Annotated in this window: 20 protein-coding genes and 1 tRNA gene; 16 read left to right on the plus strand and 5 right to left on the minus strand. The window is 58.0% G+C overall.

All coding sequences use genetic code 11. The features are described from left to right. Positions 1 to 37: 37 nt before the first annotated feature. Complete coding sequence (gene proS, locus GRI44_RS04940; RefSeq protein WP_160600297.1) at positions 38 to 1,579, plus strand: proline--tRNA ligase; 1,542 nt, start codon at positions 38 to 40, stop codon at positions 1,577 to 1,579. 74 nt (positions 1,580 to 1,653) lie between these two features. Further along, positions 1,654 to 3,057, plus strand: coding sequence for a M28 family peptidase (locus GRI44_RS04945; protein WP_160600298.1), 1,404 nt, complete (start codon positions 1,654 to 1,656; stop codon positions 3,055 to 3,057). Here the strand turns inward: GRI44_RS04945 and GRI44_RS04950 are convergent. Then, positions 3,054 to 3,887, minus strand: a complete 834-nt coding sequence (locus tag GRI44_RS04950) for an ATP-grasp fold amidoligase family protein (protein ID WP_202386140.1) — start codon at positions 3,885 to 3,887, stop codon at positions 3,054 to 3,056. The two genes, GRI44_RS04945 and GRI44_RS04950, sit on opposite strands and share 4 nt — an antisense overlap. Positions 3,888 to 3,980: 93 nt before the next feature. Here GRI44_RS04950 and rnr point away from each other — a divergent pair, with 93 nt between their 5' ends. Continuing rightward, positions 3,981 to 6,320 carry a ribonuclease R gene (rnr, locus tag GRI44_RS04955; RefSeq protein ID WP_232842969.1) on the plus strand — a complete coding sequence of 780 codons (2,340 nt, stop codon included), beginning with the start codon at positions 3,981 to 3,983 and terminating at the stop codon, positions 6,318 to 6,320. Between the two features lie 32 nt (positions 6,321 to 6,352). Here the strand turns inward: rnr and GRI44_RS04960 are convergent, their stop codons facing one another. Continuing rightward, on the minus strand, positions 6,353 to 6,805 hold the full coding sequence (locus GRI44_RS04960) for a universal stress protein (RefSeq protein WP_160600299.1): 453 nt from the start codon (positions 6,803 to 6,805) through the stop codon (positions 6,353 to 6,355). A 119-nt stretch (positions 6,806 to 6,924) separates the two neighbouring features. Here GRI44_RS04960 and GRI44_RS04965 point away from each other — a divergent pair, with 119 nt between their 5' ends. The 4 genes from GRI44_RS04965 to GRI44_RS04980 all read left to right on the plus strand — a co-directional run bounded on the left by GRI44_RS04965 (position 6,925) and on the right by GRI44_RS04980 (position 10,348). Further along, a complete protein-coding gene (locus GRI44_RS04965; protein ID WP_160600300.1) occupies positions 6,925 to 8,232 on the plus strand; it encodes a pyruvate dehydrogenase complex dihydrolipoamide acetyltransferase in 1,308 nt (435 codons plus the stop codon). Between the two features lie 3 nt (positions 8,233 to 8,235). Next, complete coding sequence (locus tag GRI44_RS04970; RefSeq protein ID WP_160600301.1) at positions 8,236 to 8,646, plus strand: hypothetical protein; 411 nt, start codon at positions 8,236 to 8,238, stop codon at positions 8,644 to 8,646. A gap of 26 nt (positions 8,647 to 8,672) precedes the next feature. Continuing rightward, positions 8,673 to 10,085, plus strand: coding sequence for a dihydrolipoyl dehydrogenase (gene lpdA / locus GRI44_RS04975; protein ID WP_160600302.1), 1,413 nt, complete (start codon positions 8,673 to 8,675; stop codon positions 10,083 to 10,085). Between the two features lie 98 nt (positions 10,086 to 10,183). Then, on the plus strand, positions 10,184 to 10,348 hold the full coding sequence (locus GRI44_RS04980; RefSeq protein WP_160600303.1) for a hypothetical protein: 165 nt from the start codon (positions 10,184 to 10,186) through the stop codon (positions 10,346 to 10,348). 10 nt (positions 10,349 to 10,358) lie between these two features. Here the strand turns inward: GRI44_RS04980 and GRI44_RS04985 are convergent. After that, positions 10,359 to 10,448 (minus strand) — tRNA-Ser (locus GRI44_RS04985). A 137-nt stretch (positions 10,449 to 10,585) separates the two neighbouring features. Between GRI44_RS04985 and GRI44_RS04990 the strand changes: the two genes are divergently transcribed. The 9 genes from GRI44_RS04990 to mazG all read left to right on the plus strand — a co-directional run bounded on the left by GRI44_RS04990 (position 10,586) and on the right by mazG (position 18,629). Continuing rightward, on the plus strand, positions 10,586 to 11,605 hold the full coding sequence (locus GRI44_RS04990; RefSeq protein ID WP_160600304.1) for a lytic murein transglycosylase: 1,020 nt from the start codon (positions 10,586 to 10,588) through the stop codon (positions 11,603 to 11,605). Positions 11,606 to 11,771: 166 nt separating this feature from the next. Next, complete coding sequence (locus GRI44_RS04995) at positions 11,772 to 12,914, plus strand: D-alanyl-D-alanine carboxypeptidase family protein (RefSeq protein ID WP_160600305.1); 1,143 nt, start codon at positions 11,772 to 11,774, stop codon at positions 12,912 to 12,914. Then, entirely contained in the window at positions 12,911 to 13,552 is a 642-nt protein-coding gene (gene tmk, locus GRI44_RS05000; protein WP_160600306.1) for a dTMP kinase, read from the plus strand. The genes GRI44_RS04995 and tmk overlap by 4 nt, the downstream gene beginning before the upstream one ends. Beyond that, positions 13,549 to 14,511, plus strand: coding sequence for a DNA polymerase III subunit delta' (locus tag GRI44_RS05005; protein WP_160600307.1), 963 nt, complete (start codon positions 13,549 to 13,551; stop codon positions 14,509 to 14,511). The genes tmk and GRI44_RS05005 overlap by 4 nt, the downstream gene beginning before the upstream one ends. Further along, positions 14,504 to 16,066 carry a methionine--tRNA ligase gene (gene metG, locus GRI44_RS05010; RefSeq protein ID WP_160600308.1) on the plus strand — a complete coding sequence of 521 codons (1,563 nt, stop codon included), beginning with the start codon at positions 14,504 to 14,506 and terminating at the stop codon, positions 16,064 to 16,066. The genes GRI44_RS05005 and metG overlap by 8 nt, the downstream gene beginning before the upstream one ends. Continuing rightward, positions 16,066 to 16,857 (plus strand): TatD family hydrolase, encoded by a 792-nt coding sequence (locus GRI44_RS05015; RefSeq protein WP_160600309.1) that lies wholly within the window; start codon positions 16,066 to 16,068, stop codon positions 16,855 to 16,857. Before metG ends, GRI44_RS05015 begins: the two co-directional genes overlap by 1 nt. Next, positions 16,854 to 17,621: an MBL fold metallo-hydrolase gene (locus GRI44_RS05020; RefSeq protein WP_160600310.1), complete on the plus strand. Its 768-nt coding sequence runs from the start codon at positions 16,854 to 16,856 to the stop codon at positions 17,619 to 17,621. The genes GRI44_RS05015 and GRI44_RS05020 overlap by 4 nt, the downstream gene beginning before the upstream one ends. Beyond that, positions 17,618 to 17,788 carry a hypothetical protein gene (locus GRI44_RS13850; RefSeq protein ID WP_202386141.1) on the plus strand — a complete coding sequence of 57 codons (171 nt, stop codon included), beginning with the start codon at positions 17,618 to 17,620 and terminating at the stop codon, positions 17,786 to 17,788. Before GRI44_RS05020 ends, GRI44_RS13850 begins: the two co-directional genes overlap by 4 nt. A gap of 64 nt (positions 17,789 to 17,852) precedes the next feature. Next, positions 17,853 to 18,629: a nucleoside triphosphate pyrophosphohydrolase gene (gene mazG, locus GRI44_RS05025; RefSeq protein ID WP_160600311.1), complete on the plus strand. Its 777-nt coding sequence runs from the start codon at positions 17,853 to 17,855 to the stop codon at positions 18,627 to 18,629. A gap of 113 nt (positions 18,630 to 18,742) precedes the next feature. Here the strand turns inward: mazG and hflX are convergent, their stop codons facing one another. Continuing rightward, positions 18,743 to 20,101, minus strand: coding sequence for a GTPase HflX (gene hflX, locus GRI44_RS05030; protein ID WP_160601295.1), 1,359 nt, complete (start codon positions 20,099 to 20,101; stop codon positions 18,743 to 18,745). Next, positions 20,098 to 20,637 (minus strand): RNA chaperone Hfq, encoded by a 540-nt coding sequence (gene hfq / locus GRI44_RS05035; protein WP_160600312.1) that lies wholly within the window; start codon positions 20,635 to 20,637, stop codon positions 20,098 to 20,100. Before hfq ends, hflX begins: the two co-directional genes overlap by 4 nt. Positions 20,638 to 20,699 lie beyond the last annotated feature (62 nt).

Genomic DNA, 20,699 nt, shown 5'->3' on the forward strand with positions numbered 1-20,699 from the left:
CGAAACTTCGCATATCCAGCCCAGAACAGGAATTATTGTGTCCAATATCCGTCACGCACTGTCCGCGCGCCGCGCCGACGACTTCGCCCAGTGGTATCAGGAAGTCATCACCGCCGCCGATCTGGCCGAGGAATCTGGTGTGCGTGGGTGCATGGTCATCAAGCCATGGGGATATGGCATCTGGGAACGAATCCAGCGGCTGATGGATGACCGGATCAAGGCCACTGGCCATGAAAACTGCTATTTCCCGATTTTCATTCCGCTTTCCAATTTCGAACGCGAAGCGGCTCATGTCGAAGGGTTCGCCAAGGAAATGGCCGTGGTCACGCATCACCGGCTGATTGCGGACGGCAAGGGCGGCCTCATTCCCGACCCGGAAGCAAAGCTGGAAGAACCGCTGGTCGTCCGGCCCACATCCGAAACAATTATCGGCGATGCGATGGCGCGCTGGGTGCAAAGCTGGCGGGACCTGCCGCTGCTCACCAATCAATGGGCCAATGTCGTGCGCTGGGAAATGCGCACCCGCATGTTCCTGCGGACCAGCGAATTCCTGTGGCAGGAAGGCCATACTGCGCATGAAGATGCCGCCAGCGCGCAGGAACACACCCTGCGGATGCTCGAAGTGTATCGGGCCTGCGCTGAAAATGATCTGGCGCTGCCAGTGATTGCTGGCGAAAAGCCTGAAAACGAGCGTTTCCCCGGCGCGGTTGAAACGTGGTCCATCGAAGCGATGATGCAGGACGGCAAGGCATTGCAGGCCGGCACATCACACTATCTTGGCACAAATTTCGCCAAGGCTTCGGGCATCCAATATCAGGACCGCGAGGGCAGCCAGCAATATTGCCACACCACCAGCTGGGGCGTTTCCACCCGCCTGATCGGCGGGATCATCATGGTCCATGGTGACGATGATGGTTTGCGCGTGCCGCCCGCAATCGCTCCGCATCAGGTCATCATCCTGCCCATGCTGCGGGACAAGGAAGGCGACGACGAACTGCTCGCCTATTGCGAAGAATTGCGCGCAGCCATCGCGGCCACTTCCACCTTGGGCGAGAAAACCCGTGTTCTGCTGGATAAAAAGCCGGGCAAGGCTGCTGCAAAGCGCTGGGACTGGGTGCGCAAGGGCGCGCCTGTCATTCTGGAAATCGGCGGGCGCGATATGGAAAATGGCACAGTCAGCCTGCTGCGCCGCGACCGGTTGTGGGCTGAAAATGGCAAGCCCGATTTTGCCACCCCCACACGTGATGACGCGGCTGCTTCGCTTCCCACCATGCTCGAAGACATTCAGAAAAACCTGTTCGACCAGGCCGCAAAGCGCAGGGATGACAATATCACCCGCGGCATTACCGATATGGCCGCGCTAGCAGATTTCTACAGCAGCGAAAAACGCTATCCCGGCTGGGTGGAAGTCCAATGGTCGAAGCCGACCGGCGCTGCCCTTGATACGGTGGTCGAAAAACTGAAGTCTCTCAAACTGACTGTGCGCAATGTGCCGATCGACAGCGAACCTGCTGACGGCACCTGCATTTTTACCGGGGAACCGGCAGTTGAGCGGATCTTCGTCGCAAGAGCCTATTAAGCACGAACAAATCCATCGCCGGGGAGGCGGTCGCCACTTGCCAAGCATACCACTTGCATGGTCAAAGCGGCACCATGAAAAACATCCTCCTCGGCGCCGCCGCTTTCCTCTGTGCCACGCCCCTTTGCGCGAATGCCGCAAACGCTGAAGACGCACAGGCTGCAGATACAAGGCCTGCAGATGCAAGGCCCGCAGACGCAAAGCCTGAAGAGAGCGTGTCGGAAGACCGCCTCCGCGCTGATATCGATGCGTTGGTGGGCTTTGGCACGCGCCACACAATGTCAGTGCAGGACCACCCCACGCGCGGCATTGGCGCTGCACGGCGCTGGGGGGAAAATGAATTTCGCAAGGTGAGCGCGGCGTGTGGCGGCTGCCTTGAAATAGCTCTGCCGGAACGCATGGTCGAAGGCCGCCGCATTGCCGAGCCCACCAAGCTCGTCAATGTTGTCGCCATCCAGCGCGGCACCCAGCGCCCCAATGAAGTCATTATCGTACAGGGCCATATCGACAGCCGCGTAACCGATGTGCTGGATGCCACCAGCGATGCGCCCGGCGCGAATGACGATGGTTCAGGCACGGCGCTGGTCGTGGAAGCGGCCCGCGCACTTTCGGGCCGGAAATATCCTGCCACCATTGTCTATGCTCTGCTTTCCGGTGAAGAACAGGGCCTTTATGGCGGCACGCTGATGGCCGATTATGCCCAGGCGCAGGGCTGGACTGTAAAAGCCGTGCTCAACAACGATATCGTCGGCGGCAGCTGCGGGTCGGATGGCTATTGTGATGACAGCCATGTCCGCGTTTTTTCAGAAGGCCCGCGCGCGGATGCCACTGATGGCCTGCGGGCAGCCATGCGCCGCAATGGCGGCGAGAATGATAGCCCCAGCCGCAATCTTTCCCGCTGGATTGACCAATTGGCCGATGAAGATGCCAGCGGGCTGGATGTCCGGCAAATCTGGCGGACCGACCGCATGGGCAGGGGCGGGGACCAACTGCCATTTCTCGACAAGGGCTTCCCCGCGGTGCGCTTTTCCGTTGCGGTAGAGGATTACGACCATCAGCATCAGGACCTGCGCATGGAAAATGGCACAAGCTACGGCGACACAGCCGCTGAGATGGACTTCGCTTATCTGGCCAAGGTCACCCGGCTGAACATCCGCGCGATTGAACGTCTGGCAAAGGCTCCAATGCCGCCGGCGCCAGCGGCCGAAGCGGCGGTGCAGACCTTTACCACCATAAGCTGGGATGAAGTGCCCGGCGCAACCGGCTATTCAATCTGGAAACGGGCGACCGACAATCCGCAGTGGGAGGAAAAGCCGGTAATCGAAAATGTGGTCGCCACCAGCGCAAATCTGGAAGGTGTGCGCGGCGACGACTGGTTTTTCGGTGTCAGTGCCCGTTCGGCTGAAGGGGCGATGAGCCCGATTGCCAGTGCGGTGCCCGGCGGCGCGTTCCGGCCGTTGCCCAGTCCTGCGGATTAAAGGCTGCCCAGCCATAATCTGCCCAGTTCTTCGTCCACCCAGTCCGCAGCAAACGGATCAAGGCCGGAGCCGGGATAAAAGCAGAATTCGCCAAATAGCGGAGTGCGGTCCAATTCATAAAAATCGACCCGCGCAAATGAAAACCCGCGAGCCAGCGTCTCTGCCGCTTCCAACATGGCATTGAGGCTGCGGGGCCTTTTCGGGCCTTCAGCATTCGATGGGACAAGCTGCCGGTAGTCGCGGTCATGCAATATCCAGCGGTGATCGCCTGCGCGATCCTGGTGGACCTGCACATGGGTTGCCACGCCGCCAAAGACATAAATCTTGTAATCCACCGGCAAGGTATCGCCGCCAATCATCTTTTCCGCCAGCAAACCGCGCGGCACATCGCGGTAACACCATTCGTCCAGCCAGAAGCCATAAGGCTGCGCGGTCCATTTATCGGCCAGTTTGCGGAGCCCAGCCCATTCCTTGCGTGTCGGGGCCGTGCGAATGGCGCGATATTGATTGCAGCCGTGCCGGGCCTTCAGCATCGCTGGTTCTGACAGGGGGCTGGCTGGCGGCAGCACGTCGCCCTGCCATAAAGTCGGAACTGTCCATTCCGCGCCCAGCAGATCAGCCGCTGCAGCCTTTGCAGCGATCTTGTCGGACAGAACCACCATCCGAGGGTCACGATCGAATAATTTTCGCATCTGGACCAGTTCTGTGAAGCGTACCGGATCATCCAGATTCGCCATGCGACCATGACGCCACAAATAAGTCAGCTGTATCCGCAGACGCGCAATATCGAGGAGCTTTTGCCCCGGCTGATCAAGCGCGATGGAATGCATAATCGCCAAATCCGCCGCGAATGGTCTGGTTCCCCGACATTCGCCGCTCGCTGAGCATTGCCCCGGCAGCGCGAACACCCCATATGGCAATCCATGTCCCGACCTATACCACGCCGCCCTGAAGGCATGCCCTCGCGCGAGCAGATCATTGAATTCATCCAGACCGCAGATATGCTTGCCGGCAAGCGCGAAATCGCCAAGGCATTCGGACTGAAAGGGCAGGAAAAGATCGCCCTCAAAAAGTTGCTGCGCGATATGGCCGAAGAAGGCCTGATTGACGGGCGCAAGACCGCCTATCACCGCATGGGCGGCGTGCCCAAGGTGACCACGCTGAAAGTCATGGAAATTGACGATGGCGAGGCGTTTGCCGTGCCCGAAAGCTGGCAACCTGACGATGCGACACCGCCGCCGCGCCTGCGCGTGATTGAACATAAGAAACGCGGCTCACCCAAATTTCCAGCGCTTAAAATCGGCGACCGCATATTGGCCCGCACCGAAGAAACGGGCGGCGGGCTGAGCGCCCATATTATGAAAAAGCTGCCCGCGCGCACCGAAGGGCTGATGGGCGTGGTGGAAATAGACGGGGCAGGCAAGGCATGGCTGGCACCGGTAGACAAGCGCGTGCGGCAATCATCACCAATTGCCGATACTGGCGGCGCTGAAGCAGGCCAGTTGGTGATGGCAGAGCCTGCCGGCAGGTCGGCCCGCGCCGGGGTCAAGGTCGTGGAAATTCTGGGCGATCCGCTGGCACCGCGCAGCTTCAGCCTGATTGCCATATCCAAGCACGGCATCCCCCACGTCTTTTCCGAAGAGACGCTGGCAGAAGCGCATGACGCAGCAAAACTGCCAGTCAGTGCCGACACCCGTGAGGACCTCCGCCATTTGCCCATCGTGGCGATCGACCCTGCTGATGCGCGGGACCATGATGATGCGATCTGGGCGCAGCCGGATGGAAACGGCGGCTTTCATGCGCTGATCGCAATTGCGGATGTGTCTTATTATGTCCGCCCGGGCGGGGCGCTGGACAAGGAAGCGCGAAAGCGCGGCAATTCGGTCTATTTCCCTGACCGCGTCGTGCCCATGCTGCCCGAAGTCCTCAGCGCGGATGTCTGCTCGCTGCGCCAGGGCGAGGACCGTGCAGCAATGGCGTGCCATCTGAACATATCAGCCAATGGCACCATCACCGGCTGGCGGTTTACCAGGGCGATTGTGCGGATCGACGAGGTGATTGCTTACGAAGACGCTCAGGCGCGTATCGACAGCGGCGATGCGGCCGAGAACCTGACCGATCTGTGGGATTGCTGGAAAGTTCTGGCCGACGCGCGGGCAAAGCGTGATCCGCTGGAACTGGATTTGCCGGAACGCCGCGTCATGCTGGACGATCAGGGCAAGATTACCGAAATCGCCATTCGTGAACGGCTGGATGCCCACCGGGTGGTGGAAGAATACATGATTTCAGCCAATGTCGCGGCGGCAAAGGCGCTGGAAAGCAAAACCGCGCCCGTGGTCTACCGCGTTCACGAAACGCCAAGCCGTGAAAAGCTGGTGGCTTTGCGCGAATATATGGAAACTTTCGGCAAGAAACTGGCACTCGGCCAGGTCATAACTCCCGGCCTGTTCAACCGCATGCTGAAGGATGTCACGGACGAATCCGAAAAAGCGCAGGTGATGGAAGCTGTGCTGCGCAGCCAGACGCAAGCCTATTACGGCCCCAATAACGCGGGCCATTTCGGCCTCGCGCTTGGTTCGTACGCGCATTTCACTTCGCCCATCCGGCGGTATGCCGATTTGCTCGTGCATCGCGCACTGGTTGATGCGTTTCATCTCGAACAGCCAAAGCCTGCCGGTGATGGCCCGTCAGCCGGGTTGCCGCCTGCCACTGGCCTTGCTGACCGTGACCGGGCAGACCTGTCGCGCATCACCGATGCCATCAGTGTGACGGAACGCCGTGCAATGGAAGCAGAGCGCGATACGATTGACCGTTATGTCGCCGCCTGGCTTTCAGCCCGTGTCGGCGAAACTTTCGAAACGCGTATTACAGGTGTGCAGAGCTTTGGCTTCTTTGCCACTATCGTTGGTTTGGGCGGTGATGGCCTGGTTCCTGTTTCGACCCTTGGCGCAGATTATTACAATTATGATGAAGCCGCCCGCGCATTGGTCGGGGAACGGTCTGGCACGCGTTATGACACAGGGCAGCGCTTGCAACTTAAACTGGCTGAAGCCAATCCGCTGACAGGCGCGCTAAAATTCCAGCTGCCCGAAGGGGAAGGCGCACCAATCGAACCGCGCGGCGAACGAACTGGTTTCCGGCACAAGACAGGCCCAAAAGCTGGTGCTGGCAAGACCGGAAAGGGGCCTAAAGGTGGCGGCTTCAAGCCAGGTCCGCGTGGCCGGCCCAAAAACATTCGCCACCAGTCACGCAAGCGTAAATAAGCCGCAACGCGCACCACATCTTTTGCCGCAAGTCAGGCCAGCCGGTCGATATCTTCTGCGGTGAATGATCCCGGCACGATATACAGCGGGCAGGGCAGGCCGCCTGAATGCGCGGAAAAATGGGTGATCAGCGGATTGGGCGAACCGTCACTTGCAGCGCCCAGCACCAGCGCTGCCACCTCAGGATGTTCGGCAAGATATTCCCTGATGATCGACTGCCCTTCGCCAACCTTGACCGCGATTGTGGGCATTTTCCCGCTTTGGCTGTAAAGATTGCCAGCGGCGCTGCTCGCCATCACTTCCGCCCTGTCGCGCGCTTCCTGCTCAATGGTTGCCTGCACCCCGCCAAAAGCGTTGAAGCTCTGTTGCGGGACCAGTGCAAGGATGTGAACCGCGCCGCCGCTGGCCGCAGCACGGCGTGACGCAAAGCGCAGCGCTGCACGCGCTTCTTCTGTCTCGTCCATGATTACAAGGTAGACCCGCATCGTTTTTCTCCCCGCCGGACCTATCTGATGAAATCGTATTCGGCGCAAGAACCTTGCCCGAACGCGGTAAATTGGTCAGAGCAGACCAAAGCACAATTAACAGGACTTGCTGCACACCCATGCCCACGCCCATCAAGATGCCCGCTTTGTCACCCACCATGGAAGAAGGCACGCTGGCCAAATGGCTGGTGAAAGAAGGGGACAAGGTTCGTTCCGGCGATATCATGGCGGAAATCGAAACCGACAAGGCCACGATGGAATTCGAAGCCGTGGATGAAGGCACCATTGTCAGCATCGCAGTTGCAGAAGGCACCGAAGGGGTAAAAGTCGGCACCGTCATCGCCACACTGGCAGGTGATGACGAAGATAGCGCGCAGGCAGCGCCTGAAGAGGCCGAGGGTAGCCCACCTGCTCCTGCACAAAAGCCTGCACCGGACAAACCTGCACCGGAACCGGCCGCACCTGAAAAGGCTGTACCCGCCACAGCGGCCAAAACCGCACCTGCGCCTGCTGGTGACAGGGTCTTGGCATCGCCGCTTGCCAGGCGCATTGCCCAGCAGCAAGGCATTGATCTATCTAGCCTAAGCGGGACCGGACCCAATGGCCGCATCGTCAAAGCAGATGTGGAAACCGCGCAGGCCAGCGGCAAGACTGATACCGCCCCCACTGATGCCGCGCGCCAAGGTTCTGCCGCGGAAGCCGCATCTGCAACGCCGGCCAAAATTCCCGATTTCGGCATTCCTTACGAAGCGGAAAAGCTCAACAATGTGCGCAAGACCATCGCGCGCCGCCTGACCGAAGCAAAGCAGACCATCCCGCATATTTACCTGACGCTCGACGTTCAACTGGATGCCCTCCTGAAATTGCGGAGCGAGCTGAATGCGGCATTGGAACCGCAAGGGATCAAATTGTCGGTCAATGATCTGCTGATCAAGGCTCTGGCCAAGGCGCTGATGCAGGTGCCATCATGCAATGTCAGTTTTGCCGGTGATGAATTGCGTAAATTTACGCGGACGGATATTTCTGTCGCAGTCGCCGCGCCATCTGGCCTGATTACACCCATCATTGTTGATGCCGGCAGCAAGTCCATGTCCGCTATTTCGAATGAAATGAAGGAACTGGCGGGCAAGGCACGCGACGGCAAGTTACAGCCGCATGAATATCAGGGCGGAACCGCCAGCCTATCCAACCTGGGCATGTTCGGCATCAAGCAGTTTGATGCAGTGATAAACCCGCCGCAGGCCATGATCCTGGCAGTTGGCGCAGGCGAAAAACGGCCCGCAGTGGTAGATGGCGCACTGGCTGTCGCCACGGTCATGAGCGCAACCGGAAGTTTTGACCATCGCGCAATCGACGGGGCAGATGGCGCGCAGCTGATGCAGGCGTTCCAGCAAATTGTGGAAAACCCGCTGGCGCTGGTAGCCTGAGCGATGAAGCGTGGCTGCTACCTTACCATCCTTGCGCTAAGTCTTGCGACCACCAGTGCTGCGCATTCGCAGGAAAGCGCGCGAATTCCGGTGATCGGGCTGGAAGGTCCGCAAGCAGATGCTTGCCCGGGAATTGGCCGGATCAACGCGCTGGAACCGCGCAAGGGCGATCTGCTGCGCGTGCGGGCGGAAGCCAATGAAGGCAGCCAGGTGACGGACGAACTGAATGTGGCGACGCTCGTCTGGCTTTGCGAAGCGGACGATGACTGGCAAGGCATTGTCTATCCCAAAGGCCAGTTTCAGGAATTGGGCGATTGCCGCGTCAGCGCCGCTCTCAGCGCTCCTGAGCCCTATGCAGGCCCCTGCCAATTTGGCTGGGTGCAGGCAAAATATGTCGAACTTGTAACCGGTTAACCGGCATAGTTCAATTCGGAGTTACCATGGCTTCTCAATATGATGTTATCGTTCTTGGTTCCGGCCCCGGCGGCTATGTCGCGGCCATTCGCTGTGCCCAACTGGGCCTGAAGACGGCTATTGTCGAGCGCGAAAACCTTGGCGGAATCTGTTTGAATTGGGGTTGCATACCCACAAAAGCGCTGCTTCGCTCGGCCGAGATTTTCCATTATATGCAGCACGCCAAGGATTACGGGCTGATCGCAAAGGAAATCGAGGCTGATCTGGCAGCGGTCGTAAAACGCTCACGCGGCGTGGCAAAGCAGTTAAATCAGGGCGTTACGCATCTGATGAAGAAAAACAAGATCACCGTCCACATGGGCGAGGGCACCTTGAAGAACGCCACCACGCTGGAAGTGAAGGGCGACAAGGGCAGCGAAACAATCACGGGAAAGCATATTATTGTCGCAACCGGCGCGCGTGCACGCGACCTGCCTTTTGCGCCTGCGGATGGCAAACGCATCTGGACCTATCGCCACGCCATGGTTCCGGCGGAAATGCCAAGCCGGCTGCTGGTCATAGGTTCAGGCGCCATTGGCATTGAATTTGCCAGCTTTTACAATGATATGGGCGCGGACGTTACCGTGGTTGAGATGCTTGACCGGATTGTGCCGGTAGAAGACGCAGAGATTTCCGCATTTCTTGAAAAATCGCTGACCAAGCAGGGAATGAACATCCGCACAGCGACCGGGCTTGAAGAGCTCAAGGCCACCGAAAAAGGCATAACGGCCCGGATCAAGGGCCAAGATGGCAAGGTTTCATCTGAGGAATTCAGCCACGCCATCGTGGCCATCGGCATCCAGCCCAATACTGAAAACATCGGGTTGGATACCGCAGGCGTACAAATGGACCGCGGATTTATCCAGATTGATGATTTTGGCCGCACCGGTGTGAAAGGTTTATGGGCCATCGGGGACTGCGTGCCCGGCCCATGGCTCGCCCACAAGGCCAGCCATGAAGGCGTTACGGCCGCAGAATCCATCGCCCGCGAATTGGGCAACAAGGATGTTCACCCGCACCGGCTCGACCGCAATGCCATCCCCGGCTGCACCTATTGCCATCCGCAAATCGCCAGCGTCGGGCTGACGGAAGCCAAGGCAAAGGAAGCGGGCCACGACGTAAAAGTCGGCAATTTTCCCTTCATCGGAAACGGCAAGGCAATCGCCCTTGGCGAAGCGGAAGGTTTCATCAAGACTGTTTTCGATACCACCACGGGCGAATTGCTGGGCGCTCATATGATCGGCGCGGAAGTCACCGAACTCATTCAGGGCTACACTATCGGCAAGACGCTTGAGACGACGGAGGCCGAATTGATGAACACCATCTTCCCCCATCCGACACTGAGCGAAATGATGCACGAATCTGTCTTGTCCGCTTATGGCAAGACCATTCACATGTGAGGCTAGCTTCGGTTTTCCCCAGATGCGACGAGCCGTTCGTCGCATCTGCGGGAACATCTATCCATTTCAACCCGTTAGCGCATCATAGGAGAGATGCGATGGAATTTGAAATCAATGATGATCCGCAAGGTGAACCCGATTACGATCTGCGCACAGAAGTAAGCCAGAATTGCGGCGATGATGGCCATGATCACGATTTTGCGCAGCCGAGCGATGGGCTGGCAAATGGCGCCATGGCGACGACATTTTCCGCAAACGACTGACAGCAAAAATTGGCGGACAGGGTGGGATTCGAACCCACGGTGGGCGTTAACCCACGCCGGTTTTCAAGACCGGTGCATTCAACCGCTCTGCCACCTGTCCGCTTGAGAAAAGCCGCTAGCGTGCCTTTCAGCGTTTGTCATCCCGGCTTTTGCTCGTTTCATGACATATTGCCACAGATATCGCTCCAACTGTCGAAAGTCATTTGCGATTCACCTGTGGTATGACATCACAGCGTTATGAAATTCAGACCACTTCTTGCAATAACTGCTGCTTTTGCCCTCGCATTTCCAGGCGCGCCCTCACAGGCCCAGGATTTGCCATTTGATGCCTATCTCCAACTGTTGATTGCCCGTGCGCGCGCCGAAGGTGTGAGCGAGCCGACAATCCAGCGCATGACTGCAGGCCTTACGCCAAATATGCGCGTCATCGAACTGGACCGCGATCAGCCGGGCAGCGCTTCGTCGAGGGGGTTTCCACCGCTGGCCCCGTACATTGCCACGCATGTCGACAGCGCCCGCATCAATGGCGGGAAGCGCACGTTTGGCACGACACGCAGCCTCACCCGTTCCATCGAGAGCGAATACGGCGTCCCTGCTGAAATCGTCATTGCGATTTGGGGGCACGAAACGAATTACGGCAGTTACAAGGGTAATTTCGACCTTTCCCGCTCGCTGGCAACGCTGGCATGGGAAGGGCGGCGGCGCGAGTTGTTCTCGACAGAATGGATCGATCTGCTGAAAATTGCTGATCGTGGTTTTTCGCGTTCGACAATGGTCGGCAGCTGGGCTGGTGCCTTCGGCAATCCGCAGTTCCTTCCCAGCGTCTATCTGCGTCTGGCAAAGGATGGCGATGGCGACGGTAACGCGGATATCTGGAACAGCAGAGCCGATACACTCCATTCAATCGCCAATTATTTCCGCGATGCAGGCTGGCGCCGCGGTCAGCCATGGGGCGTAAGAGCAAGCGTGCCGGCCTCGCTCGACCGTAAAAGCATCGAAAGCAAATTGAATTCGCCTGTCTGCTCGCGCGTGCATGAACGCCACAGCCAGTGGAAAACCGTGGCTGAATGGCGCAAGCTGGGCGTGCAACCGCAGGCCTATCTTGCAGATGACGTCATGGCATCGTTTTTCCAGCCTGATGGCCCTGGTGCGCCGGCGTGGTTATTGACCGCGAATTACCGTGTTATCCTCGAATATAATTGCTCCAACTATTACGCCATGAGTGTCGGGCTTCTGGCTGACGAAATTGCACGGTAAGACTGATCGCTTTGCGGTTGCTTACCCTGCGATATGACAGTGGACAGCATGTGCGGTCTCTCGCCAAACTGAAGCTGGCCAGCTATAGGGTGGCGGTATTTCAACAGTAGGGTAATCCACCGGACCAGACCCGGTGGCAGGAACGATTTTGCATATTTTCCTACGAATGCTGGCCCCCGTCATCGCCTTGGGCGCCGCCACCAATGCGGGCGGGGCGCCGCGTATCGAAGCGGCTGTGCCCGCGCCAGATGCGGCGCCGATTGCCTTTCTGGTCGATGTTTCTTCCGGCCAGATCCTGATGGAACGCGAAGCCGACCGGCGGTTTGTGCCAGCATCGATTACCAAGGTCATGACCCTGTATCTTGCGTTCGAACTGATCGAAGCCAGGAAATTGCAATTGGCCCAGACATTCACCGTCCGGCCTGAAACATTCAAGGAATGGCACAACAAGGGCTCGCGCATGTTCGTGCCCAAGGATGCGCGCATTTCCGTTGATGATCTGCTGATGGGCATTGCTGCCGTTTCGGCCAATGACGGTTCGATCATTTTGGCAGAAGGGGCGGCAGGGTCAGTGGATGGCTGGGTGGCCCTGATGAACCGGAAAGCGCGCGATCTGGGGATGAACAATAGCCACTTCGGCACGCCCAACGGCTGGATGGATGAAGGCCGCACCTTTACCACTGCGCGCGATCTGACCACACTTGCACGCGCCATCATAACCCGGCACCCCAGCAAATATGCGCGATATTTCGGGCGCGAAGGCTTCAAATATAACAACATTGCCCAGGCCAATCACGATCCGATGATTGGCGTGGTGGATGGCGCTGACGGGCTGAAAACAGGTTTCACCAATGAAGCAGGCTATGGCTTTCTGGGCTCAGCGAAACGAAACGGCCGCAGGCTGATCATGGTGATCGCGGCCAGCGAACGCCCGCAATTTCGCAACAAAGCCGCCCGTGAACTGATCGAATGGGGTTTCTCGGCACATGATATCAAACCTTTGTTTTACAAAGGTAACGAAGTCGGTTTCGCAGAGGTTCAGGACGGTGCCAGCGACCGCGTTGCACTGCTTGCGCCCGGCACGATCAATGCCACGTTCCCGGCCGGTGCCCCGCGCAATGTTAAGCTGACAATTCACTATGAAGGCCCACTGCAAGCGCCAGTTGCAAAAGGAGAGCGTATCGCGGAACTGGAAATTCAGGTGGATGGTTTGCCGCCATCCCGCGTTCCGCTGATGACCGCTGATGACGTGCCCAAGGCCGGGACATTTCAGCGGCTTTATAACGGAATTGCAGGCTTGATATCATGACGCGTGGCAAGTTCATCGCGCTGGAAGGCGGCGAGGGGACAGGCAAATCCACGCAGGCAAAACTGCTGGCAAAGTCGCTTGAGGATGCAGGAAAAAAGGTTCTGATCACCCGCGAACCGGGTGGTACCAAAGGCGCAGAAGCCATCCGCGCCTTGCTGCTTGCGCCGCCGGAAAGCAGCGGATGGGGCCCGCGCGCTGAAGCATTGCTGTTTGCCGCCGCGCGTGCAGATCATGTCGACAAGTTGATCAAGCCTGCTCTCGAGAATGGGATCTGGGTGATAACGGACAGGTTCCTCGATTCAAGCCGTGCCTATCAGGGCGGTGCTGGCGGGCTGGGGGATGCAGCGATCCTGACGCTGCATGACATTGGCAGCGGCGGTTTGCGGCCGGATTTAACCGTGCTGATCGAAGCTCCGACAGATATTGTTACGCAGCGCTTGTCGCTCCGCGATGATGGTGTTTCTGACGCGATTGGCGGGCGTGACGCAGAGTATCACGCAAAGGTAGCTGCCGCATTTTCCCGCTATGCGGAAAACGAACCCGATCTGTTCACCATTGTCGATGGGCAGGGAACCCCGGAAGACGTCCACCAGCGAATTGCCCATGCTGTCCACGCTGCGCTGAACTGCCAGCCATGAGCCTGTCAGGACATGAGGAGCCGTGGCACCAGTGGCGCGAGGCACAAGCAGGCCCGCGCATGCACCACGCCTGGCTGCTGGCGGGCAAGCGCGGCCTTGGCAAAATGCACTTCGCTCTGGCAGCAGCGCGCGAATTGGTGGCAGAAACGGGCGTCAGCCAACCGCAGGGCCAGCATCCTGATATCCACATCCTCACCCATCTACCCAAGGATGACAAGGAAGAGCGCAAGCGCGAAGAGGGCAAACCGTTCGAACTCAAACGCAACATATCGATCGCGCAAATTCGGGCGATGCAGCAGCGGCTGAATACGCGGCCCACATTGGGCAGCAGGCGGGCCATAATCATCGATCCGTCTGATGACCTTGAAAAGGGTGCGTCAAACGCGCTTCTGAAGAGTTTGGAAGAGCCGCCGCAAGGGACATATTTCTTGCTTGTGGCGCACCGTCCGGCCCGCCTTTTACCCACCATCCGATCGCGTTGCCGCGTGCTGCGTTTTCCAACGCTGTCGGCAGCGGAAATGGCACGCATCGTGGCGAAAGAAATGCCTCAGGCTGATGAAGCCACAAGGAAAGCGGCCATTTCAGCCGCTGGCGGCGCGCCGGGCGCTGCGCTGGATTTCGTGTCGCGCGATCTTGGCAAACTGAACCTTTTGATGGAACAGATCGCGCGCGAAGGCGATCCGAATTTCATTCTGCGCGGCCGCCTGGCAGACGCCATGGGTGCGCGGCCGGACAGAGGGCGGGTGCTCGCCTCCCTCGATCTCGCCCGGTCAGTTCTTGGGGGCATGGCAGCGGACTGCCGGGCCGACCAGATAGAACCGATGGTGGAAGCCCATGCAGAACTCATCGCCTTGTCCGGCCAGGCACCGACTTACAATTTCGACGCAGGCCTGCTGGTGATGCAAATCGGAACCTTGCTTGCTTCTGCCGCTGGACCTAGGGACCGCTTCAATGTCTGATCCTTTCTATATCACCACTGCGATTTCATATCCCAATGGTCGCCCGCACATCGGTCACGCCTATGAAGCGATTGCCGCCGATGTCATTGCCCGTTTCCAGCGCCTGAGAGGGCGGGAAGTCCGCTTCCAGACCGGAACGGACGAACACGGATTGAAAATGCTGCGCAAGGCAGAGGAGCAGGGCCGCACTCCTCATGAGTTAGCCGATGAAATGTCTTCATATTTCAAGGAAATGTGTGACGGACTTAACATCAGCTATGACCGGTTCATCCGGACCGTGGATGATGATCACCATCGCGCGAGCCAGGCATTGTGGCAAGCGATGGAGGCCAATGGTGACCTCTACCTAGACCGCTATGAAGGCTGGTATTCCGTCCGCGACGAAGCATTCTACGACGAGAGCGAACTGGTGGACGGCGAGGGCGGTGAAAAAACATCACCGCAAGGCACACCGGTTGAATGGACTGTCGAAGAAAGCTGGTTTTTCCGTCTGTCCAAATATCAGGACAAGTTGCTTGCTCTGTTCAACCAGCATCCTGAATTTCTGAAGCCTGACAGCAGGCGCAACGAGATGATTGCATTTGTTTCTGGTGGTTTGCGGGATCTTTCTGTTTCGCGCACCAGCTTTGACTGGGGCGTAAAGGTGCCGGGCAGCGCTAACCATGTCATGTATGTCTGGGTCGATGCCCTGACGAACTATCTGACCGGCCTCGGCTACCCCGACAAAACAGACATGATGGCGAAATTCTGGCCAGCAGACATTCATCTCATCGGCAAGGACATTGTCCGCTTTCATTCCATCTATTGGCCGGCTTTCCTGATGAGTGCAGGCCTGCCGCTCCCGAAGCAGGTTTTTGGTCACGGCTTCCTCCTCAACAGGGGCGAAAAGGAATCCAAATCGCTCGGCAATGTGACCGATCCGATGGAACTGGCAGGCAAATACGGCGTCGATCCGCTGCGGTATTTCCTGATGCGCGAAGTCGCTTTCGGTCAGGATGGCAGCTATTCGCCGGAAGCCATTGTAACGCGGGCGAATGCCGAGCTGGCAAACAGCTTCGGCAACCTCGCGCAGCGAACTTTATCCATGATTTTCAAGAATATGGATGGAGAAATTAAGCGCACGTCGACATCTGATGAAGCCGACGATGTCTTGCAGCGCACCGTGCGAGGGGGGATTGACGAACTGGTTTCCAGCTTCGAAAAACTGTCATTCAGTGAAGGGCTGGATGCCTGGATTCGCGCGGTTTTTGCGTGCAACCAATATGTTGACGATCAGGCACCCTGGGCCCTTCGCAAGACGGACCCGGACCGCATGGATGCAGTGCTGATGACTTTATTCCGCTGCGTTCGGGATCTGGCGATAGCTGTTCGGTGCGTCGTCCCAGCGTCAGCCGACCGGATGCTCGACCAGATGGGTATGCCTGCTGAGGCAAGGGACTTTGCTGCAATGGATGATGCCGAGTGGTTTAACAATCTGGCCACATCCGGTTTTGTACTGGGCAAGCCGGAAGGTATATTTCCCCGGCTCGAATTGCCCGAGAGCGAGCCTGCCTGATGCTGATCGACAGCCACTGTCACCTTGAATATAAGGGATTGGTCGAAGACCAGCAGGCCGTTCTTGAACGTGCACGGGCGGCCGGCGTCAAAGGCTTTCTCAACATTTCGACCCGCCAGAACGAGTGGGACAAGGTCGTTGCTACAGCAGAGCGAGAGCCGGACGTCTGGGCCAGCGTAGGGATCCATCCGCACGAGGCTGACGCCCATGCCGATCTTGGCGAGGAGGCCCTGCGCGCAGCGACGGCGCATCCAAAGGTCATCGCGATTGGTGAAACCGGCCTCGACTATTATTACGACAAGTCCGATCGCAATGTTCAGAAAGACCTGTTCCGGATGCATATCGGCATTGCGCGCGAAACCGGGCTTCCCCTCATCATTCACACGCGCGATGCTGAAGAGGATACTGCGGACATATTGGCAAGCGAGATGGAGAAGGGCGCATTTCCCGCGCTGATCCATTGCTTCACAGCTTCTACCGAATTTGGACAGAAAGTGCTCGACCTCGGGCTTACTATTTCCATTTCCGGCATTGTCACTTTCAAGAATGCCAAGGAACTGCAGGAAATTGCAACAATTATCCCGCAGGATCGTCTGCTGGTAGAAACAGATAGTCCGTTTCTGGCCCCAGTACCGCATCGCGGAAGGCCGTGTGAACCTGCCTTTGTCCGCAATACTGCCGAATTTGTCGCCGAATTGCGCGGTGAAGACTTGGAAACGCTGGCTGAATACACCACCCGTAATTTCGAGAAACTATTCAGAAAAGCCGTGCCTGAAGGGGCAGCGACATGAAGCTGATCATGCTCGGCTGCGGCACGTCCACAGGGGTACCGCGCGTAGGCAATGACTGGGGCGATTGCGACCCGAATGAGCCCAAAAACAGACGAACGCGCGTGTCGATTTTGGTCGAAAGCAATGAAGGGAAACGGTTGCTGGTCGATACTTCGACGGATTTGCGCCAGCAATTCCTAGCTAACGACATTGACCGGATCGACGCTGTTTTCTGGACACATGACCATGCAGATCATTGCCATGGCATAGATGACTTGCGGCCGCTGCGCTATGGCCGCAACGGCGCAATTCCCGGCTACGCTGGCCAGGAAACGGTCCGCCGGCTGCGGCAACGGTTCGACTATGTGTTCGCTGGCCAATTTGGCTACCACACCATCGTCAACTTGGACACGCTGGACAGGATCAGGCTGTGCGCCGGATTTTCCGTGCGCTGGTGCATCATGCCGCATGGCCCGGCGAAAAGCACAGCGTTCAGGTTTGAAGCTGATGGCTTATCAATTGGTTATGCGACAGACTTCAGTGAAATTACCAATGAGATGGTCACCCTGTTCACAGGCGTGGACCTGCTGGTAACCGACTGCCTACGCCGCGAACCGCATCCAACACATGCACATTTGGGTATGGCGTTGGAACTGGTAAAACGCACCGGCGCGAAGCAGGCAGTCCTGACGCATCTCGACAAAAGCATGGATTATGTAGCACTCAGCGAAGAAGTGCCATCGGGAGTGCTTGTCGGATATGACGGGATGCAGGTGGCGCTATGAGCCAATTCGACACGGTTCAGCTAATTTCCCTGCTGGGGTTTCTGGTGCTGGCAGTCAGCGCCATGGCCGGCCAGCGGTTGCATTGGAAAAAAGGGCTGGTCATGGCGCTGACATGGGCGGGTCTTTTCATGCTCGTTTTCCTCTTTATTGATTTGGTCAATTCGTGAGAGGGCGTTCCGCCCCATTCCACACCCACACATTATTTAACATAATATATATTATCATCCCACTATGACTGCCAATCTCAACCGCCTTCTTGCCATCATGGCCACCCTACGCGATCCGGATGAGGGTTGTGAATGGGATCGTGCGCAGAATTTTGCCAGCATCGCACCCTATACGATCGAAGAAGCCTACGAGGTTGCGGACGCAATCGAGCGCGGTGCGATGGAGGAATTGCGTGAGGAACTTGGCGACCTGCTGCTGCAGGTCGTGTTCCATGCCAGAATGGCCGAAGAAATGGGCCTGTTTGCCTTCGATGATGTCGCACGGGCGATCTCTGAGAAAATGGAAAACCGCCATCCCCATATTTTTGGCGATGAAACAGGCACGATGCGCGAAAGCCGCTGGGAAACATTGAAAGCCGCTGAACGCGAAGCCAAAGGCGCCACCAGCGCGATGGACGGGGTTGCCCGCGCCCTTCCGGCGTTGTTGCGGGCTGACAAGCTGCAAAAGCGAGCCGCCCGCGATGGATTTGACTGGCCGGACACGGACGGTCCGGCTGCCAAGCTGCACGAGGAAATGCTGGAACTGGCTGAAGCCCCCGACGACAAGCAGGTTGAAGAAGCTGGCGATCTGCTGTTTGCCGCGGTCAATCTGGTTCGCGCATATGGCATTGCGCCGGAAGCAGCATTGCGCGCCGCCAACGACAAGTTCGAGCGGCGATACCGCAGCATGGAAGCGCTTGCAGGTGCAGATCCGGAAACAGGCTCAAATACCAGGTTCGACGCGCTGTCGCTGACTGAGCAAGAAGCCTTGTGGCAACAGGTCAAGAAAACCGAAACCTAGCGATTTTTCCCAGTTGCGAATTTACGCTTTTCGCCTGCTGGACGCGGCCAATGTTTGGGCGCGCCGCGATCTGGCAAGCATTGAAGTATCGGGGTTGTGGCAGTCAGGTCCTGTTACAGGCTCGCGAAACGGCCATATTCCTTTGGCGAAAGGCGCACTTCATAGCTGATTTGCGGGCCAGAATCTGTGGCGTCTTCATCGCTGATGCCCCCTGCTCCATCCGCCGTGACGACGTCTGATTGCGAAACGATCTGCCCATGGGCGTGCAACCAGGCGACTTTCTGCCCTTCGCCCGCTGGCAGGGTGATATGGTAAAGCTTGGAGCCCACGGTCAGCAGTTCATCCAACCGATCCACCAGGCGTCCAATGCCCTCGCCCGTGACCGCAGAAATGCCGACGATATTGGCATCCCCATCGACAATATCTCGCAATTCCGCGATGCGCTCTTCGTCGAGCAAGTCCCACTTGTTCCACGCCTCGATAATCGGAATTGGCGCTTCTTCGCCATCATCCGAAGTCACGCCGAGTTCCCGCAGAACATCCAGAACCTGGGATTTCTGCGCGGCCGCAGCGGGGCTGGCAATATCGCGCACATGCACAATCACATCAGCAGCAGTAACCTCTTCCAGTGTTGCCCGAAATGCAGCAACCAACTGGGTCGGCAAGTCTGAAATGAAACCAACGGTGTCAGACAGGATGGCTTTTTCCACGCCCGGCAAGCGGATCGCGCGCATTGTCGGGTCCAGCGTGGCGAACAGCAAGTCTTCGGCCATGACTTCAGCGCCGGTTAGCCGGTTGAACAGGGTTGATTTTCCGGCATTGGTATAACCCACCAGCGCGATGACCGGCCATGGTGCCCTGCCCCGCCGTTCACGATGCAAGGCGCGGGTCCGCCGAACCTGTTCCAATTCCTTGCGCAACCGCGACATTCGCTGGCGGATCATCCGCCGGTCAGCCTCGATCTGGGTTTCACCCGGGCCGCCAAGGAAACCGAAACCGCCGCGCTGGCGCTCCAGATGGGTCCAGCTACGAACCAGGCGGCTCTGTTGATAGTCTAGATGCGCAAGTTCGACCTGAAGCCGCCCTTCAGCAGTGGCGGCGCGTTCACCGAAAATCTCGAGGATCAAGCCGGTCCGGTCAATGACCTTGCGCTTCAGCCGGTCTTCCAGATTGCGCTGCTGGATGGGCGACAGGGCGCCATCCACCACTACCAGTTCAGCGTTTTCCAACTCGCACTTGGCGGCAATGTTGTCCACCTGCCCTGCACCAAACAGCGTGTTGGGCTTAACATCGCGCACCGGTAGGACAAAAGCTTCCGCCACCTCGATCCCGATGGCGAGCGCAAGTCCGCAGGCTTCCTCAAGCCGCGAACCTGCATCCAGGTCATGCTTTGCCCCTCTGATGTCGGGACATATGACGAGCGCCCGCGCACCGCGCGAGACTTCGCCTAACAGATCATCATCGAAGCTCAGTCTTCTTCACCTTCCCAATCGCCCGACAGATCGACGGGCGTCGCTGGCTGGATGGTTGACACAGCATGCTTGTAGGCAAGCTGAACAAAACCATCGCGTTCCAGCAGCATGCAGAACAGATCATAGGCCGCAATCCGGCCTTGCAACATTACGCCATTGACCAGAAACATCGTTACCTGTGCTTCTGCCTCGCTGACGCGCGAAAGGAATACATCCTGCAGCAGCCGCTGTTTGCGCTGGCTTTCAGCACTTTCAAACTGGTCGGCATCAATGGGCTGGCCGGGCATCAGCGTGGAAACAGCATGTTTGTATACCAGCTGCGACTGGCCATCGCGCCGCAGCAGGATGGAAAAATTGTCAAACCAGGTCACGATGCCCTGCAGTTTGACGCCCTTGACCAGGAACATGGTAACCGGGGTCTTGTTCTTGCGCAGCATATTGAGAAAGGCATCTTGCAGACTTTGCTGCTTTGCCTGTTTCACCGGCTCTGCTGCCTTAGGCTTTGGCCGCGCACTCAGCGTACGTCCTTCGGACATTGAAAGTCTCCTTCTTTTATTGGCAGCCGCCTTTGCGGTCCGCATTCTGACTGTTCTGCCCG

The organism is Allopontixanthobacter confluentis (genome assembly GCF_009827615.1).
In the GTDB taxonomy this organism is placed as follows: Bacteria; Pseudomonadota; Alphaproteobacteria; order Sphingomonadales; family Sphingomonadaceae; genus Allopontixanthobacter; species Allopontixanthobacter confluentis.

What these genes read in the sequence shown, in the direction of transcription:
- GRI44_RS04945 (WP_160600298.1), top strand. Translation starts at nt 1,654, where the DNA reads ATGAAAAACATCCTCCTCGGCGCCGCCGCTTTCCTCTGTGCCACGCCC.
- GRI44_RS04950 (WP_202386140.1), bottom strand. Translation starts at nt 3,887, where the DNA reads ATGCATTCCATCGCGCTTGATCAGCCGGGGCAAAAGCTCCTCGATATT.
- rnr (WP_232842969.1), top strand. Translation starts at nt 3,981, where the DNA reads ATGTCCCGACCTATACCACGCCGCCCTGAAGGCATGCCCTCGCGCGAG.
- GRI44_RS04960 (WP_160600299.1), bottom strand. Translation starts at nt 6,805, where the DNA reads ATGCGGGTCTACCTTGTAATCATGGACGAGACAGAAGAAGCGCGTGCA.
- GRI44_RS04965 (WP_160600300.1), top strand. Translation starts at nt 6,925, where the DNA reads ATGCCCACGCCCATCAAGATGCCCGCTTTGTCACCCACCATGGAAGAA.
- GRI44_RS04970 (WP_160600301.1), top strand. Translation starts at nt 8,236, where the DNA reads ATGAAGCGTGGCTGCTACCTTACCATCCTTGCGCTAAGTCTTGCGACC.
- lpdA (WP_160600302.1), top strand. Translation starts at nt 8,673, where the DNA reads ATGGCTTCTCAATATGATGTTATCGTTCTTGGTTCCGGCCCCGGCGGC.
- GRI44_RS04980 (WP_160600303.1), top strand. Translation starts at nt 10,184, where the DNA reads ATGGAATTTGAAATCAATGATGATCCGCAAGGTGAACCCGATTACGAT.
- GRI44_RS04990 (WP_160600304.1), top strand. Translation starts at nt 10,586, where the DNA reads ATGAAATTCAGACCACTTCTTGCAATAACTGCTGCTTTTGCCCTCGCA.
- GRI44_RS04995 (WP_160600305.1), top strand. Translation starts at nt 11,772, where the DNA reads ATGCTGGCCCCCGTCATCGCCTTGGGCGCCGCCACCAATGCGGGCGGG.
- tmk (WP_160600306.1), top strand. Translation starts at nt 12,911, where the DNA reads ATGACGCGTGGCAAGTTCATCGCGCTGGAAGGCGGCGAGGGGACAGGC.
- GRI44_RS05005 (WP_160600307.1), top strand. Translation starts at nt 13,549, where the DNA reads ATGAGCCTGTCAGGACATGAGGAGCCGTGGCACCAGTGGCGCGAGGCA.
- metG (WP_160600308.1), top strand. Translation starts at nt 14,504, where the DNA reads ATGTCTGATCCTTTCTATATCACCACTGCGATTTCATATCCCAATGGT.
- GRI44_RS05015 (WP_160600309.1), top strand. Translation starts at nt 16,066, where the DNA reads ATGCTGATCGACAGCCACTGTCACCTTGAATATAAGGGATTGGTCGAA.
- GRI44_RS05020 (WP_160600310.1), top strand. Translation starts at nt 16,854, where the DNA reads ATGAAGCTGATCATGCTCGGCTGCGGCACGTCCACAGGGGTACCGCGC.
- GRI44_RS13850 (WP_202386141.1), top strand. Translation starts at nt 17,618, where the DNA reads ATGAGCCAATTCGACACGGTTCAGCTAATTTCCCTGCTGGGGTTTCTG.
- mazG (WP_160600311.1), top strand. Translation starts at nt 17,853, where the DNA reads ATGACTGCCAATCTCAACCGCCTTCTTGCCATCATGGCCACCCTACGC.
- hfq (WP_160600312.1), bottom strand. Translation starts at nt 20,637, where the DNA reads ATGTCCGAAGGACGTACGCTGAGTGCGCGGCCAAAGCCTAAGGCAGCA.